This is a genomic window from Hafnia paralvei (assembly GCF_020150375.1).
Taxonomy (GTDB): domain Bacteria; phylum Pseudomonadota; class Gammaproteobacteria; order Enterobacterales; family Enterobacteriaceae; genus Hafnia; species Hafnia paralvei.
In genome coordinates this window covers 2,329,164-2,345,603 of record NZ_CP083737.1, presented here as the reverse complement: position 1 = coordinate 2,345,603, position 16,440 = coordinate 2,329,164, and the positions used below count along the sequence as shown (strand labels likewise).

15 protein-coding genes are annotated in these 16,440 nt (G+C 46.7%); 8 read left to right on the top strand and 7 right to left on the bottom strand.

Annotation, left to right across the window (positions count from 1 at the left end):
* Positions 1 to 96: 96 nt before the first annotated feature.
* Together infC and thrS are read right to left on the bottom strand one after the other, a co-directional pair.
* The gene (gene infC / locus K9N75_RS11150; RefSeq protein WP_025801265.1) at positions 97 to 639 is read right to left on the bottom strand and encodes a translation initiation factor IF-3; all 543 of its coding nucleotides are present in this window, start codon (positions 637 to 639) and stop codon (positions 97 to 99) included.
* Complete coding sequence (gene thrS, locus K9N75_RS11145; protein ID WP_224452578.1) at positions 635 to 2,572, bottom strand: threonine--tRNA ligase; 1,938 nt, start codon at positions 2,570 to 2,572, stop codon at positions 635 to 637. Before thrS ends, infC begins: the two co-directional genes overlap by 5 nt.
* Positions 2,573 to 3,479: 907 nt before the next feature.
* On the opposite strand from thrS, the gene ompC reads away from it, so the two are divergent.
* On the top strand, positions 3,480 to 4,628 hold the full coding sequence (gene ompC, locus K9N75_RS11140) for a porin OmpC (protein WP_008813423.1): 1,149 nt from the start codon (positions 3,480 to 3,482) through the stop codon (positions 4,626 to 4,628).
* Positions 4,629 to 5,060: 432 nt separating this feature from the next.
* On the opposite strand, the gene K9N75_RS22890 is transcribed toward ompC, so the two are convergent.
* A complete protein-coding gene (locus K9N75_RS22890) occupies positions 5,061 to 5,330 on the bottom strand; it encodes a hypothetical protein (protein ID WP_061060075.1) in 270 nt (89 codons plus the stop codon).
* Positions 5,331 to 5,440: 110 nt separating this feature from the next.
* Between K9N75_RS22890 and K9N75_RS11130 the strand changes: the two genes are divergently transcribed.
* Entirely contained in the window at positions 5,441 to 5,644 is a 204-nt protein-coding gene (locus K9N75_RS11130) for a DUF1482 family protein (RefSeq protein ID WP_008813422.1), read from the top strand.
* Here the strand turns inward: K9N75_RS11130 and K9N75_RS11125 are convergent.
* Positions 5,641 to 6,699: a methyl-accepting chemotaxis protein gene (locus K9N75_RS11125; protein WP_008813421.1), complete on the bottom strand. Its 1,059-nt coding sequence runs from the start codon at positions 6,697 to 6,699 to the stop codon at positions 5,641 to 5,643. The genes K9N75_RS11130 and K9N75_RS11125 overlap by 4 nt on opposite strands.
* Positions 6,700 to 7,013: 314 nt before the next feature.
* Here K9N75_RS11125 and K9N75_RS11120 point away from each other — a divergent pair, with 314 nt between their 5' ends.
* Positions 7,014 to 7,262, top strand: coding sequence for a DUF1480 family protein (locus K9N75_RS11120; RefSeq protein WP_008813420.1), 249 nt, complete (start codon positions 7,014 to 7,016; stop codon positions 7,260 to 7,262).
* 143 nt (positions 7,263 to 7,405) lie between these two features.
* Here K9N75_RS11120 and mrdA2 read toward each other — a convergent pair whose 3' ends face one another.
* Positions 7,406 to 9,319, bottom strand: a complete 1,914-nt coding sequence (gene mrdA2, locus K9N75_RS11115) for a peptidoglycan DD-transpeptidase MrdA2 (protein ID WP_008813419.1) — start codon at positions 9,317 to 9,319, stop codon at positions 7,406 to 7,408.
* A 234-nt stretch (positions 9,320 to 9,553) separates the two neighbouring features.
* Entirely contained in the window at positions 9,554 to 9,943 is a 390-nt protein-coding gene (locus K9N75_RS11110) for a DUF805 domain-containing protein (RefSeq protein ID WP_008813418.1), read from the bottom strand.
* Between the two features lie 294 nt (positions 9,944 to 10,237).
* On the opposite strand from K9N75_RS11110, the gene K9N75_RS11105 reads away from it, so the two are divergent.
* Genes K9N75_RS11105 through K9N75_RS11085 form a run of 5 tightly spaced genes read left to right on the top strand, consistent with a single transcriptional unit; the run spans position 10,238 to position 15,042 of the window.
* Positions 10,238 to 11,827 carry an ABC transporter substrate-binding protein gene (locus K9N75_RS11105; RefSeq protein ID WP_224452577.1) on the top strand — a complete coding sequence of 530 codons (1,590 nt, stop codon included), beginning with the start codon at positions 10,238 to 10,240 and terminating at the stop codon, positions 11,825 to 11,827.
* Between the two features lie 56 nt (positions 11,828 to 11,883).
* The gene (locus tag K9N75_RS11100; RefSeq protein ID WP_224452607.1) at positions 11,884 to 12,837 is read left to right on the top strand and encodes an ABC transporter permease; all 954 of its coding nucleotides are present in this window, start codon (positions 11,884 to 11,886) and stop codon (positions 12,835 to 12,837) included.
* Positions 12,837 to 13,649 (top strand): ABC transporter permease, encoded by an 813-nt coding sequence (locus tag K9N75_RS11095; RefSeq protein WP_224452576.1) that lies wholly within the window; start codon positions 12,837 to 12,839, stop codon positions 13,647 to 13,649. The genes K9N75_RS11100 and K9N75_RS11095 overlap by 1 nt, the downstream gene beginning before the upstream one ends.
* The gene (locus tag K9N75_RS11090) at positions 13,643 to 14,449 is read left to right on the top strand and encodes an ATP-binding cassette domain-containing protein (RefSeq protein ID WP_008813414.1); all 807 of its coding nucleotides are present in this window, start codon (positions 13,643 to 13,645) and stop codon (positions 14,447 to 14,449) included. The genes K9N75_RS11095 and K9N75_RS11090 overlap by 7 nt, the downstream gene beginning before the upstream one ends.
* Positions 14,449 to 15,042, top strand: coding sequence for an ATP-binding cassette domain-containing protein (locus K9N75_RS11085; protein ID WP_020303762.1), 594 nt, complete (start codon positions 14,449 to 14,451; stop codon positions 15,040 to 15,042). The genes K9N75_RS11090 and K9N75_RS11085 overlap by 1 nt, the downstream gene beginning before the upstream one ends.
* A gap of 158 nt (positions 15,043 to 15,200) precedes the next feature.
* Here K9N75_RS11085 and K9N75_RS11080 read toward each other — a convergent pair whose 3' ends face one another.
* Positions 15,201 to 16,337, bottom strand: a complete 1,137-nt coding sequence (locus tag K9N75_RS11080) for an ABC transporter substrate-binding protein (RefSeq protein WP_008813412.1) — start codon at positions 16,335 to 16,337, stop codon at positions 15,201 to 15,203.
* Between the last annotated feature and the right edge of the window lie 103 nt (positions 16,338 to 16,440).

Genomic DNA, 16,440 nt, shown 5'->3' with positions numbered 1-16,440 from the left:
CGATTTCCACTTCGCATTGTTAATTACATGAATCAGTGAGGCGAATAACGCCAGCAACGAACCGAAATTCGTCGCTGGCAATATTACTTGAGAGCCTTACTGTTTCTTCTTGGGTGCGAGCACCATGATCATCTGGCGGCCTTCGATCTTCGTAGGGAAGGATTCGACTACTGCCAGTTCACTCAGATCTTCTTTCACGCGGTTAAGCACTTCCATACCGATCTGTTGGTGCGCCATTTCACGTCCACGGAAACGCAGAGTGATTTTGGCTTTATCGCCATCTTCCAGAAAGCGAACCAGGCTGCGGAGTTTTACCTGGTAGTCGCCATCGTCGGTTCCAGGTCGGAATTTGATTTCCTTAACCTGAACAATCTTTTGCTTCTTCTTCTGTTCTTTGGTCGCCTTACTCTTCTCATAGAGGAATTTGCCGTAATCCATGATTCGGCAAACTGGCGGCTCGGCATTTGGGCTGATTTCTACTAAATCAACACCTGCTTCCTCAGCCTTTTCCAAAGCTTCATTCAGACTGACAATACCAATCTGCTCGCCATCAACGCCTGTTAAGCGAACCTCTTGGGCGCGAATTTCTCTGTTGATGCGATTAGGACGCGCCGGTTGAACTCTTTTTCCGCCTTTAATAACTCGATTCCTCTAATTGGTGAAGACTACGGCTGCGAATCTCTTTTTGCAGCTTTTCGATCACTTCATTTACGTCCATGGTTCCCAAGTCTTTGCCGCGGCGGGTACGAACGGCTACTTTGCCAGATTCGACCTCTTTGTCGCCACAAACCAACATGTATGGGACACGACGTAAAGTGTGTTCGCGGATTTTAAAGCCTATCTTCTCGTTTCTCAAGTCTGATTTAGCACGAATACCAGCAGCTTGCAGCTTTTTGGTCAATTTGTCGACATAATCAGCCTGTGCATCGGTGATATTCATCACCTGTACCTGTACTGGTGCCAGCCAAGTTGGATAGAACCCAGCATACTCTTCAGTCAGAATACCGATGAAGCGTTCCATTGAACCCAGAATAGCACGGTGAATCATTACAGGAACTAAACGTTCGTTGTTTTCACCGACATAGGATGCGTTCAAACGCCCCGGTAACGAGAAGTCGAGCTGCACAGTACCACATTGCCATGCACGATCCAAACAGTCATGCAGAGTAAACTCAATCTTAGGTCCGTAGAAGGCCCCCTCACCCGGCTGATATTCAAACGGAATACCGTTTTCTTTCAGCGCTTCGGCCAAGTCTTCTTCTGCACGATCCCAGATTTCATCACTACCGATACGTTTTTCTGGACGGGTCGACAGTTTCACCGCGATTTTTTCAAAGCCGAAGATGCTATACATGTCGTATACCATCTTGATACAGCTGTTAACTTCGTCGCGGATCTGTTCTTCAGTACAGAAAATATGCGCATCATCCTGAGTGAAGCCACGCACGCGCATCAGACCATGCAGGGAACCCGATGGCTCATTGCGATGGCAGCTACCAAATTCACCCATACGCAGCGGCAAATCACGATAAGATTTCAAACCCTGATTAAAGATCTGAACGTGCCCTGGGCAGTTCATTGGTTTGATGCAGTACTCGCGGTTTTCTGAGGACGTGGTGAACATGGCATCTTTATAGTTCTCCCAGTGCCCTGTTTTCTCCCACAGCACTCGGTCCATCATGAACGGACCTTTCACTTCCTGATAATCATATTCTTTCAGCTTAACGCGTACGAACGCTTCCAACTCGCGGAAGATTGTCCAACCGTCGTTATGCCAGAACACCATACCCGGAGCTTCTTCCTGCATATGATACAAGTCTAGCTGCTTACCGATCTTACGGTGGTCACGTTTTGCGGCTTCTTCCAGACGTTGCAGATAGGCATTGAGCTGTTTTTTATCTGCCCACGCAGTGCCGTAGATACGCTGTAAAACGGTGTTGTTGCTATCGCCACGCCAATACGCGCCAGACGACTTCTGCAGTTTGAAATGATGGCAGAAACGCATGTTTGGCACGTGCGGTCCACGACACATATCAACGTATTCTTCGTGGTGATACAGACCTGGTTGATCATCATGGCTGATGTTCTCATCCAGAATCGCCACTTTGTACGGTTCTTGACGCGCTTCAAAAGTGTCGCGGGCTTCTTGCCAGCTCACTTTTTTCTTAATAACGTCATAATCTTTATCTGCCAGCTCGTGCATACGCTTATCGAGCAGCTCAAGGTCTTCCTGCGTCAGGGTGTGATCAAGATCGACGTCATAGTAGAAACCATTGTCGATCACTGGGCCAATCGCCATTTTGGTATTTGGCCACAGTTGCTTGATTGCATGACCCAAGAGATGTGCGCAGGAATGGCGGATAATTTCCAACCCTTCCTGATCTTTTGCGGTAATGATGGAAACATTGGCATCGACAGTAATAGGATCGCAGGCATCAACCAACTCACCGTTTACGCGACCCGCAATGCAGGCTTTCGCCAAGCCTGGTCCGATATCCATGGCAATATCCATTACGGATACAGGTTTGTCGAACTGGCGCTGACTACCGTCAGGAAGTGTAATAACAGGCATTTATATTCCTTATCTACAGTGGTGACCCACACGACAGGCCACATATAGAAAACAATTTGTATTTAAAATCATCGTTTTATGAGCGCCATCCTGCTGTACTTTGCAAGATCTGTACGCAGGCAGATACACAAAACACATGTACTGCTGAATACTCACACCCACAGCCGTCAATATTAACACCCACAGAGAATGGGTTAAACAAAAACACGACTACCCAACGATTCTTACCTGCTCTGCCCTAGCTGAAAGTTACGTTAGATCAAATAATGCGCGGTTAGAGGAAAGATATTTCCAAATTTTTCAAATAGATCACACCTTGGGATTGCTCCGTATTTTAGGCCTCTTTACCTATACGCTCGATGTTGCTCTGAGTTTGTTCGTTCCCCGCAGTCAAATCCATCTCGTGCATAATTATGCCTTCAGAATACTAATAACCCATAGTGAATAAGTGGATTTAGACGACGCGTCATTGCATTGAGATTTAGCTAGTCTGAAACAATATAAATAAAAATGCCGAGAAGACAGCCCGGCAATAAAATATAAATTAATGGACAGTGATTAACTAAATTGAGTTAATCACTTTGAATCCACGTAATCTGCATTGGCATGCAGTGGCGTTAAGACAATATATCTCAAACCTAAAAACGAATTAACAAAATGTGCTTCTAATGTAGATGACTGTCGTTATAGTTCAATACAGTGACGCTTACGTTAAATAATTATAAAGTGACAGACATCAATACTTTAATATTTATTTATCTTCAGCATTTTTTGCGCTTTCACTGTAATTGCAAAAGCGACAATATCGGCACGGTTTATCGATTCTAGTCCCATTAATATCGAAAAATATCGTTAAACGCTTAAAAGAAAAAAGTGGCCATAACAAGACTTATTAAGGAAAATAAAAATGAAGCACAGAGTACTCGCAGTGGTAATTCCAGCATTAATGGCATTGGCAAATTCGTCACAAGCAGCTGAAATATACAATCAAGACGGCAATAAGCTAGATCTCCACTTTAAAATTGACGGTCTACATTATCTTTCAGATAACGATAATTCAGACGGCGATCATTCTTATGTCCGTGGTGGATTTAGTGGAGAAACGCAAATCACCGATATGCTTACCGGCTATGGCATGTGGGAGTATCAAGCTAACCTAAACCATACTGAAGGCGAGGATAATAAAAACTTTAGCCGTTTCGGTTTTGCGGGACTGAAGTTTGGGGACTATGGTTCCTTAGATTATGGGCGAAACTCAGGGATTATTTACGACATTATGTCGTGGACTGACTTACAGCCAGAGTTCGACGGCAGTACCGTTGGTGCTGATAACTTTATGTTCCAACGCGCTGGAGGTGTATTAACCTATCATAACCGTGACTTCTTTGGATTGGTCGATGGCTTAAACTTTGGCTTACAATATCAGGGCAAAAATGATGATCAAACCGAAGACCAAAGCGGTCGTGATGTGTTAGGCCAAAATGGGGATGGGTATGGTATGTCCCTTTCCTATGAGCTTGGGTATGGCTTCAGTCTAGGTGGCGCTTATTTCCAATCTGATCGTACCAACGACCAGAATAGCGGCGGTAAAGGTGGTCGCTATAACAACATTATGGGGAATGGTGACAAAGCAGAAGCCTATACCTTTGGCCTTAAATATGAAAACAGTGGCTATTATGCCGCAGCAAATTACACGCAATCCTATAATGCGATTCGTTTTGGCAATTCAAACGATCATAACGAGGCATATGGTTATGCTAACAAAGCAATAGGCGTAGAAATGTACACGGGTTATACCTTTGATTTTGGTTTACAACCTTTCGTCGGTTGGAACTATGTGGAAGGCAAAGATCTTGGTACTGGTGGTGCGTCACGTGATTATGGCGATCAGAAACTCGTCAACTTTATCGACCTCGGTACCACCTACTACTTCAATAAAAATATGTCTGCATATGTCGATTATAAAATTAACATGCTAGACGACAACGATTTTACTAAATCAGCAGGCATTGATACCGATGATACCGTTGCACTTGGTATTGTTTATCAATTCTAATCGCACACTTAGGGAAAAACCATAATTATAATAATTTAAGACAAGTAATCTTAGCCCGGCACCTCGGGCTTTTTATATCTATGACACCATACCTCGTTATCCAATGAATGTTAGTTCCCCCCCACTAAAATACCTCCCACCGAAGCAAGCGAAAAAAATACAACCCAACTCTATTTCTGCATACTTATTCAAGAGAACATCTTGCTTTACATATTATCTTTTAAAGCTCAGCGTTAGCTTGGTTCTCACCTATGTATATATATATGAACAGTTGTCATTTTTGTCCACGCGACTTCATTTGAGAATCCGATGTTTTTTCATTCATGATTTGTTACACTATCCCACATAAATTCTATCGAATAACATCTTTCTCGTGTCATCGATGACGTAAAAGATTTTTCATTTTAACAAGCGATAAAACCAAGGTAATTATTAGATGTATCCAGCAGCATGGGCCTTTGTTAAAACGGTGTATTTGATCGGCTCAGTCATCTCCGCACTACTCACCTTCAAGGCTTGCGCAGACCCTTCGATAAAAATCAGGATCTTCACCGCTATTCTTATTGGATTAACATGGCCTATGAGTTTTCCTATTGTTTTACTATTCTGGGCATTTATGTGATTTCCACATGCCTTTTTCAACGGCAAGAAGTTGATGTAAAGCCGTAGGTGAATCGTTTCAATTAATTCATCAAACGCCATACTAAGATTAGTCTTAGAATAATCATTACACAGAGAAATTAAAATTTCCTTAAGTAAAATACAGACGGCACAGGTTATATTAATATCACAGCACTCATTAAGGTTTGGTTATGTACGCGCTCGTCATGATGGTCTGCTATCTCAATGGTTCTTGCGAAAATCTATATCTTGGTGGTTTTGATACAGAGGAACAGTGCGTGCGAGAGCTGAAGGTGCAACGCATCCAGCGTGGTGGCTGTCTGCCACTTGAAAACGTGCTTGACGATTTTTGGCAACCTGCAACTCGCGCAGCCGACTTCCATCGCGTATTTTAGTCATCCCCAATCTGGGTCAACAATTCATCAATTCGCTTAATCACTTGGGTGCTTGCCTGTTCCATTATCGCCAAGCTTTTCTTTAATGCATCGTTATTACCCGCTCTAAACGCCTCCAGCGCTTCGCGGCCTGAACGATGAACCTCTGCATGCGGTGCTTCCAATTGGATAAAGCCATTAAAGTGTGAAAAACTACTGCCCGCGTCGCCGTAGTACCATTTTCCCAATCGACACTCAGTATGGCTATTGACGCCTGAAGTCATATCACAATGCAAAATCATCTCATAAACTTTGGCTTTCCAAATAACGTGATCGAGCTTAACAGTATTGAGAAACTGTTGTGTTGCAATGAAGCGAATGATTTTTTGCATGTGAGCAGATAGCTCGATAACTTGCTGTAACATCTGGCTAGCTTTTTCTGTTGCTATACGAATCGCGTGGGTTGACTGGCTGTTCTCACCCACGCTAGCGCTGACGTTTTTGGCATGCTGGTTTATATCCAGAGTCAGATCGGTAATGTTTGCAGCCTGACTTTGAATTTCCGAGGAGAGCTGTTTAATTTCTTTCGCAATAACCGAAAAGCCAGCACCGCTACCGCCCACATGGGCTGCCTCAATGGCCGAATTTATCGCCAGCAAGTTGGTCTGTTTTGAAAGCTTATTGATGCCATCGATATTGTCGTTGATACCTTTTAGCACAGCTATTAATTCATCAATGTAACCAATACCTTCCGCTGAATGATGTTCAATAAGACCGACGAGTTCAGATAGGGTCCCCATTCCCTGGCTGGCCAGTTCATTCTTTTGGTTAAGTTCATCAACCGTCACCAACTCCTGCATCAAGCTCTGACTCGAATGTAATAAGGAATCACGGATAATCTCGACTGCGCTCATCCCTGAAAGAAAGCTATCACACAGCCAATCGCCATAGGAATCTTCCTTTCCATCAATGTGTTCACTCTCTTCGTATTCGGTTGGCAAGGCCAAATCTGGCGATTTTACCTCTAGTGTCCGGTGCCATTTACGTCCAATCCATCGCTTTAAATGTGTGTACATCGTCAGAAGATCTCCATGTCGCCAAATATCAATCAGGTAAAGGCCTTGGCTACAGCCTCACTTAGCAGAATGCACTACGCATAAAGTTATCGGCAGTTGATGTACAAAGTTTAAGGTTATTGTCGTTTGGTAAAAATTTTGTGTTTTTTATGTAATTAAAAAGAACATTAAAAAGAAAGAGTTAACCACATATCAAAAACAAAAATGGAAACTAATTCCGTTTATTTATGGAAAATTTAATATCCCCTTCTATGCTGAATAACAGGCTCTTCGATGACAGCCTGCAGGTGAATAAATCAAACAGGAGAAAAATTATGAGGAAATCGTTAGTCAGAATCGGGATTTTTGAAGTTGAGGACGCTGAGCTGTCAAACGTGCCAGATACCCAATTAAACAGCCACACGTTAAGCATTCCATGCAAATCAAATACCGATTTATGTATGCAGCTTGATGGCTGGGACGAGCATACAACCGTTCCTGCCGTGCTAGACGGTAAAAATGCGCTGCTATATCGCAACCATTATGATCGTCAAAGCGATGCGTGGGTTATGCGCTTTGCTTAATACCCCATGGTATTACGGCAAAAATGCGTCTAGATAAGCCAGATTGAGGCGTTATCCCCCTCCTGTCTGGCCTTATCTCTCGGATATCTTGAGTTAACCTGCTAAACATACAAAATTGGAAACAGCATCCATTTTATATGTCGCTAATGCGCATCTCGAATTTGTTCCGCATCCGGCGAAGGTAGCGTAGGGGGTTCCTCCGGCTTAGTTTGAGCGAAGATGTAATCTAATATTGCTCGTGTCGTTGGAGCAGCCGATACACCATCTCCCCCTCCATTTTCGAGAATAACCGCAACCGCTACTTTAGGATTTGAATAAGGAGCGAATGCCGTATAAAAAATATGATCGCGCAGTTTTACAGGGATCATCTTGGCGTTATAGACCTGATCCTGTTTCAAACCAAACACCTGAGAGGTTCCTGATTTCGCGGCGATCTCATAAGGCGCGGTATGGAAATATTTATACCCTGTGCCATTAGGGTAATTCGCCATCCCAAACATCCCTTTTTTCACAATATCCCAAACTGGAGATTTCGGGTCGGCAACCTGCACATGTTCTTGTTGCTGATAGCGTTCGACATGATTTCCCTGTTTCATGGAATACATCAAGTGCGGCGTTTTCGTATTGCCGTTGTTGATAAGGGTGCTTAACGCTTTTACCATTTGAATCGGCGTAGCCGTCCAATAACCTTGACCAATCCCCACAGAAATAGTGTCGCCTTGATACCACGCCTTTTTGTGAACCTTCAGCTTCCACTCACGATCGGGTAAGACACCCTTAGCCTGCTCCATCAGGTCAATGCCCGAATATTGCCCATAGCCAAATTTACTTAACCAGAAATGAATGCGATCAATCCCCATTTCATAGGCGACCTGATAGAAAAAGGTATCCGCCGACTCTTCGATTGCCTTAGTCACATTCAGCATACCGTGACCGGTTTTTAGCCAGTCACGATAATGGCGATTCGTCCCCGGCAATACCCACGTGGGTTGACCAAAGAATGTCGTCTGCGGTGTGATGACGCCAGCCAACAGTGCAGACGTCGCCATGAAAGGTTTAACGGTAGACGCAGGCGGATAAACGCCCTGCGTGACGCGGTTTATCAGCGGTAAGTCTGGGTTGTCTAGCAATGCCTGATAAGACTTATAAGAAATGCCATTAACAAACGGATTTGGATCGTAGCTCGGGCTGGAAACCATGGCTAAAATGCCACCGTCTCGCGGATCCATCACCACCACCGCTGCACGTTGGCCTTTCAATAATTTTTCGATGTATTGCTGTAGATGCAAGTCGATAGTCAGATAAATATTTTTACCCGCCTGAGGCGGTATTTCTGCCAGTTCACGCACGATGCGTCCATGACTGTCGACCTCTACTTCTTGCGACCCCGTCTTTCCATGTAGTTCTGACTCGTAAAAACGCTCTATGCCCTGCTTACCAATATCATGATCGGCAGCATAATTTTCCGACTCTCCAGCATCATCTAACCGCTTCGCATCACGATCGTTAATTTTTGAGACGTAGCCAACCACATGCGCGAGCTCTGCACCATAAGGGTAGTAGCGCTGCTGATAGCGACTGATAGACACACCGGGGAATTCGAATTCGTTGACCGAAAAACGAGCCACTTCAACGTCAGTTAATGCTTCTTTTAAAGGCACTTCGGCAAAACGCCGCGAGGACTTCATGGCCTGATGGAAGTTATCGATATCATCCTGCGTCAAATCCACTATCGGAGTTAATGCTTTGAGTGTTGCATCGAGATCGGCAATTTTACCTGGGATAAGTTCGATTTGATAAAGCGTTTGGTTTTGGACGAGAGGGATACCATTGCGGTCGTAGATAAGCCCGCGAACGGGGGCAATCGGCAACGTTTTAATATCATTAGCATTGGAGCGAGTCTGATACTGCTCATGTTCTTCAACCTGTAAATGGTACAAATTGAATGCTAAAACGCCGAATAATAGGACGACCACCACCGCAGCAATAATGGAACGGCGTACAAACAGCGTAGCTTCAGCGCTGTGATCGCGTAGAGGTTCAGGCAAACGACTCATGGCTTAGTCTACAGGACGCGTACTACCTGTAATATTCACTCAGCAGGAAAAGGGACGCTAAGACTAAACACTGTAAGAAGCGAGAGAAACCAGATGGATGCTAATGAATCGTCATCATTGTTTCAGGATGTGAATATATTCAACGGGTATGACAAGGTGTAACTATTATGGACATCGCTTATGGACATCGTTACAAGTGTAAACGGCCTAGTGCTAGGCCGTTTACGTTTTACATCAGCTAATAATGGATGATGTCGGCGCTTGAATATCCTTCGGGTTTGGCCCAAAGCGGTTGGTGCCTGGCTGACTGTCGAACACGGCAAAAATAATCAAGACAAACCAGCCAACAATAGGAATCAAACCGATCAAGACCCACCAACCGCTACGATCGGTATCATGCAATCGGCGCACCATGACGGCAATCGAAGGTATAAGCAGCAACAGACCGTAAATAATGGTTAATGCACCTTCTCCCTCTGCGTTACTCCAACCCAGCGCATCCTGCACAAAACCGAGAAGTATGGTAATAATGGCGTTAACGAGCACAAACCACCAATACTCTCGGCGTCTAGCGCGATCGCGAAAGTTAAAATAGTTTTTTAGAACCTTTAGATACCAATCCATCGTTTGTCCTTATTTCTAGCACCGAAACTTCATCTGGCTGCGGCTATTGCTGCCAAGTGATAGTTGCGCAGGTTTAATAAAAATTAATTATGTCTCGTTGCGATAGTTTCATCCACTGTATGTCCATAAAATTGGCACATAATTTACCCAGCAAACCGTAAAGTATGCAAAAAAAGGAAAAAGTGCATACTTTGCCTTCTGGGATTGATGCAAATCATGTCTACGCCCCGCCTCCTCTGTTATAAATCCCACCGCTTTAAGTCATACAAAATAATGAGATATCTAGGAAACAATATGCCACTCAACTTAAAAGCGCTACCCTATACCCTCGCTCTGATTTTCAGTACGTTACCTCTTTATACGCAGGCAGATACTACGCCAGCACCTCAGCATCAGCTCAAACTGGCAATAGGTGAAGAACCGACAGAAGGCTTTGATCCTTTACTTGGATGGAGCCACGGTAGCTACCTGCTACTACACAGCCCATTACTGAAACAGAAAGCCGACCTGAGTTGGGACAATCTACTCACCGAAAAAGTAACCAACAGCGAAGACGGTAAAATCTGGACCCTCTCCCTCAAGCCCGAACTCAAATTTTCAGACGGCTCGCCACTGACCGCTAAAGACGTTGCATTTACCTATAATCAGGCTGCTCGCGGCGGCGGAAAAATTGATATGGGTAATTTTGCCTCTGCAAAGGCCTTAGATGAGCATCGCGTAGAGATTGTATTATCGGCACCGCAAAGCACTTTTGTTAACGTATTAGGCTCGTTGGGCATCGTGTCAGCAGAAAAATATGATGCTAAAACCTACGCACAAAAACCGATTGGCGCAGGCCCCTACCGCTTAGTGAGTTTTCAGCCAGGACAGCAGTTGATTGTGGAAGCCAACCCTTACTACGCTGGGCATAAAAACGACTTTAATAAGCTTGTCTTCGTCTTCTTAGATGAAGACAGCGCCTATGCCGCAGCCCAGAGTGGTCAGCTAGGTTTGGTGCGCATCCCACCTTCTTTATCTGTCACACCGCAAAGTGGCCTCAAGCTTTGGGTTCGCCCTAGCGTTGAAAACCGCGGTATCGTATTTCCAATGACACCAGCAGGGAAAAAAGACGCCAACGGTTATCCGATTGGCAACGATGTAACCGCGGATGTCGCCATTCGCCGCGCCATCAACTACGCCATTAACCGCCAACTTCTCGCCGATCAGCTAATGGAAGGCCATGCTATCCCTGCCTATAGCGCGGTGCAAAGCCTCCCGTGGGATAGCAAAGACGCGGCGTTTAAAGATGGCGATCTGGCTAAAGCGAAACAAATTTTAGATGAAGCAGGATGGAAAGTGGGCAGTGACGGAGTGCGCGTCAAAGACGGATTAGAAGCGAGATTGACGCTGTGGTATACCAGCGGCGACAGCACTCGTCGCGACCTTGCTCAGGCCATACGTGCGATGTTGGAACCACTCGGCATCAAGATGGATCTACAATCCGGTAGTTGGGAAACCGTCGAGCGCAATATGCATTCCAACCCAACCCTGTTTGGTTGGGGTAGCTTAGACCCCATGGAGCTATATCATCATTACAGCAGCAAAGCCGCGGGCGTGGAATATTACAATCCGGGCTACTACAGCAATAAAGCCGTTGATGAGCATCTGCAGCAAGCATTAGATGCGCCGACATGGCAGAAAGCCGTGCCTTTCTGGCAGCAGGTAGAATGGGACGGCAAAACCGGTGTGGGCGTGAAAGGCGATGCGGCATGGGCTTGGCTGCTTAATGTACAACATACTTACCTTGCTAATCCGTGTATCGACTTAGGTAAGCCTGCACCTGAAATTCATGGTAGCTGGTCAGTATTGAACAATCTGCAAGATTGGAAGTGGACGTGCAAGTAAAACACCTTGTCAAAGCGAGCCTCTGTCTGGGGTCTTCTCATACGCTACGCAGGGTACTGTTTACTCTGCTAAGGCTCGCGTGCCTGCTGACCTTAGTGTCAGCAGGCACTTTCACGCTACTCAGTTTTTCGCCAATAGATCCCATCCGAGCCTATATCGGCAACGATTTGTTGCATGTTCCGCCGCAGCAATACCCGCTGATCGCTGCTCGTTGGGGCTTGGACCAGCCGTTATGGCTGAGGTTTTGGCACTGGTTCTCACAGGTATTGCAAGGCGATCTCGGCTATTCGATGTTGTATAACGCTCCTGTCGCCGAGGTTATTAGTGAGCGCTTTGCCACGTCTTTTGCGCTTTTGGCTGGTGCATGGTTGCTATCAGGCGGACTAGGTTTGCTAATGGGATTTGCCGCTGGACGCTATCTTCATCGTTGGCCAGACAGGTTCATTTGTCGCCTAAGTTATCTGTTATCTTCTCTGCCCACCTTTTGGGTCGGTTTACTGTTGTTAGTGGTTTTTGCTGTGCACTGGCAATGGTTTCCGGTTTGCTGCGCGTGGGAACCCGGCAGCAATGCCCAAGCCGCCAGCATCGGTGAGCGGATTCATCATTTGGTTTTACCCATGATTGCGCTGAGTCTGATGGGATTGGGGCAAATCGCGCTGCACACGCGCGAGAAAATCGCCGAGGTGATGAGCAGTGACTTTGTGCGCTATGCTCAAGCCCAGGGCGACTGCGGCTGGTCATTGCTCCGCGTGCAGGTGCTACGTCATGCCCTCACGCCGGCACTGTGCCTACAGTTTGCCTCCGTCGGAGAATTACTCGGTGGATCGCTGCTAGCCGAAAAAATCTTTGCTTATCCGGGATTAGGGCAAGCCACCATCGACGCGGGACTTCGCGGCGATATTCCCTTACTGATGGGGATCGTACTCTTCAGCACCCTATTGGTGTTTTGCGGCAACTCGCTGTCTACGATGTTACTTGCAAGAATGAACCGCATTCTGGAGCACAAATAATGTTGAATAATCCCGCTCCAGCGCTGCTGCGTTTTGTGCTTTCCGCTTTACTCCTTGCGCTGTTGACCGTGTATGGTGTCTCTTTACTTTCAGCCGATATTCCCTTGGACTTGCTAGCGCGGTATCAAGCACCTAGTGCGACTCATTGGTTCGGCACCGATAATCTGGGACGCGACCTGTGGCTACGTTGTTTTCAGGGAGCCTTGACCAGTTTGCAGATAGGCATCGGTGCGGCACTGTGCAGCGGTATTATTGCCATGCTGGTAGCGAGTCTCACCTTAATTCATCCCACTATCGATCACCTGCTGCGCTTGATTATTGATACGCTGCTCTCTTTGCCTCATCTGCTGCTATTGATCTTAATCTGCTTCACCGTGGGCGGCGGTAAGCAAGGCGTCATATTGGCTGTCGCATTGACTCATTGGCCGAAGCTGGCGCTGATCTTGCGCGCAGAAGCGCAGCGCATTCGTACCAGTGACTATATGACACTGTCGCAACGCTTGGGTAATAGCCGTTGGCACTGCTGGCGAGCGCATTATCTGCCCGCGCTAGCTCCCCAGTGGTTTGTTGGCACGCTGCTCATGTTTCCTCATGCCGTACTGCACAGCGCGGCATTGAGCTTCCTCGGGTTCGGGTTGGCCCCCCATGAACCTTCTTTGGGCATTTTACTTGCCGACGCACTGCGTTTTCTCAGCAATGGCTGCTGGTGGCTAGCCGTGTTTCCAGGGCTCATTCTGTTACTGATCGTTTTACTCTTTGATCAATGTGCCCGCGCAATCCAACAGCTGTGGCTAAGGAATCAATCATGCTGAGTTTCAAACATCTCACCATCGAAAATGCTCGCTATAGCTGGTTTGGGCGCAAACGTTGGTCACCAATCCTCAGCGATATCAACCTCACGCTGCACCGTGGAGAAATTGTGGCGTTAGTGGGCGGCAGCGGCGAAGGCAAAAGCCTGCTGTTACAAAGTGCTCTGGCTCTTCTGCCACAAAATTTACGTATGCGCGGAGAGATCCAGCTAGAAGGCAAAACGCTAGATGAGCAGCAATGCCAACAGCTGCGAGGTAACACGCTCTGCTATGTGCCGCAAGGTGTAAGTTCGCTGAATCCGCTGTTAAAAGTGGGCACTCAACTGAGTCGTAGCTTACAGCTGAGCGGCAGCCATACCTGTGCTCTCGCGCTGGATCAGCAAATTAAACACTATCAGTTGCAGGCCGATGTTTTATTTAAATACCCTCGCCAACTCTCAGGAGGAATGGCAAAACGAATTCTGGCCTGTAATGCCGCGCTGAGCGGCGCACAATATATTCTGGCAGACGAAATGACGGCTTGGCTCGATGAACCTTTGGCCTGCCAACTCCTGCAACAGCTACGCGAACTCAGTGCTCAGGGTGCCGGTGTATTATGGGTCACACACGATCTGTCATTAGCCTCACGCTTCGCCGATCGCATCGTTGCGCTCAATGATGGGCGGATCAGCGATGATATTTCGATTGATGACTTAAAGAATGGAAACGGAAGCCCTACGCTGCGTAGACACTGGCAGGCACAGCCAGAATATCACCCGCTGTTTGCTAACAATGACGCTTCATTTCCGATGAGGAGCGTATGATGTTTTGCGTGTCTCAACTCACCATTGAGCAAGATAATCGAACGCTATGGGATAATTTCTCCCTTAGCGTAACCCCTGGCGAACGGATAGGTATTTCCGCACCCAGTGGCTATGGAAAAACCACATTGGGTCGCGTGTTAGCCAATTGGCAATCATGTTCAAGTGGCCAAATCATGTTAGATGGCATGCCTTTGCCGACAAAAGGCTATTGCCCCGTTCAATTGGTTCCCCAGCATCCCGAACTCACCTTCAATCCCTATCGCACCACCGGGCAAGCATTACGCGATGCATGGCAGCCCGACGACATGCAACTCACACGCTTTCATGTCAAACGCGAGTGGTTAGCACGTAAGCCCAACCAACTGTCCGGCGGCGAATTAGCCCGTATCGCTTTGTTACGGGCTCTCGATCCTCGCACTCGTCTGCTGATAGCGGATGAAGTCACCGCCCAGCTCGATCCCCACATCCAACGCGATATCTGGCAACAACTGATTATTGAGTCGCAACAGCGCCCGCTGAGCATGATTATTTTCAGCCATCAAACCGCACTGCTAGAGCAGATCTGTTCACGGATCGTGGCTGTTAAGGCGTAAAAATGCCGCTTAATACCGTTCTTTTAAAAGATCGAGATACACGGGTCTACCACACCGCGGGGCGCTCCGGCGGCTTACGCCGCTACGACCCCATCGGTGTGCTCCCCCTAAAATCGAGCTTAAATAAACGGTGTTAGCTTACGGCCTTATGCTATGAATTATTTATTGACCGGAGCCTGTGCCCCAAAAATGGCATCCGCCGGTGGGATCTGGGTGAAGGTCGAGATAATCGTACGGTACGTTTGTGCAGGATCTAGCGCTTCAAACTGCTGTGGGTAAATAAACTTCGCGAGATAGTCTAAGCCAACAATGTTATATGGATGGTTATAGAAGTTGTGATACATCCCATACAAACGGTTCTCTTTCACCGCTTTTATCTGATTAAAACCATTACGCGCTTCCAGCTTCTTAAAACCATCATCCACCTGCTTTTGCGTGACACCGTAACCGAATGGAACCGCGATACTGTTTTTGTTCTTCCAGCGGGCACCTGAAATTATGTAAACATCAGGCTTAAGGCTGATAACTTTTTCTATCGCAATATCGCCATTGGCGCCGGGTAATAACGCAGAGCCCAGATTCTCTGCGCCAATGGCTTCAATCATGCCACCAAAACCGACGTGTCCATGCGTAAAGCAACATGCATCAGCCCCGCCAACACCCGCCTTAGCTTCCATGAATACCCGAGGTTTTGGCGTCACTTTAGCGGTTATAGATGTAATCTCCTGCAAATGCTTCTGATAAAAATCGGTATATTCCTTCGCTTCATGTTCACGGTTGAGCACTTCGCCAAGCAGTTGAACGCTTTTCTGCGTATTCGCGATCGGTTGTAAATAGGTATCCACGAAAAGAACTGGCACATTCAGCGCCGCAAGCTGCTTCAATACTCCCGTATCTGCCAACGCGGGTTTCGCTCGCAGTTGCGCAATCATGAGATCGGGTTTGCGTGCAATAACGCTTTCTAAGTTCACTTCGCCTTTATCACTGAACCCCATATCCGGAATTTTGTCAGCCTCCCCCGGCCATTTCTGGTTGAGCACGGCTAAAGTTTCAGGATCGCTTTTTTTCAGTAGATTGTTCCACGCTACAATGCGACTGAATGGATCGGCCCGGTCAAGCAGCGCCAACGTCATAATATCGCGCCCATCTTGCACCACGATCCGCTTCGGCTCATGCTTCAGGGTGAGTGTCTGTCCTGATGTATCGGTGACGGTTAAAGGATAAGTCGTCGCGATCGCGGGAACTGATAGCGCAAGCATACAGACTAACGCCAATCGGTTGAAATTACGTGCCATAAAGCTCTCCTTGAATGACCAGTAGGCCAATTGGTAATGATAATAAGTTTTATTTGCACGTAAAAATAAAGAATCTTAGACCTAATTACAAACGAAATGCTTT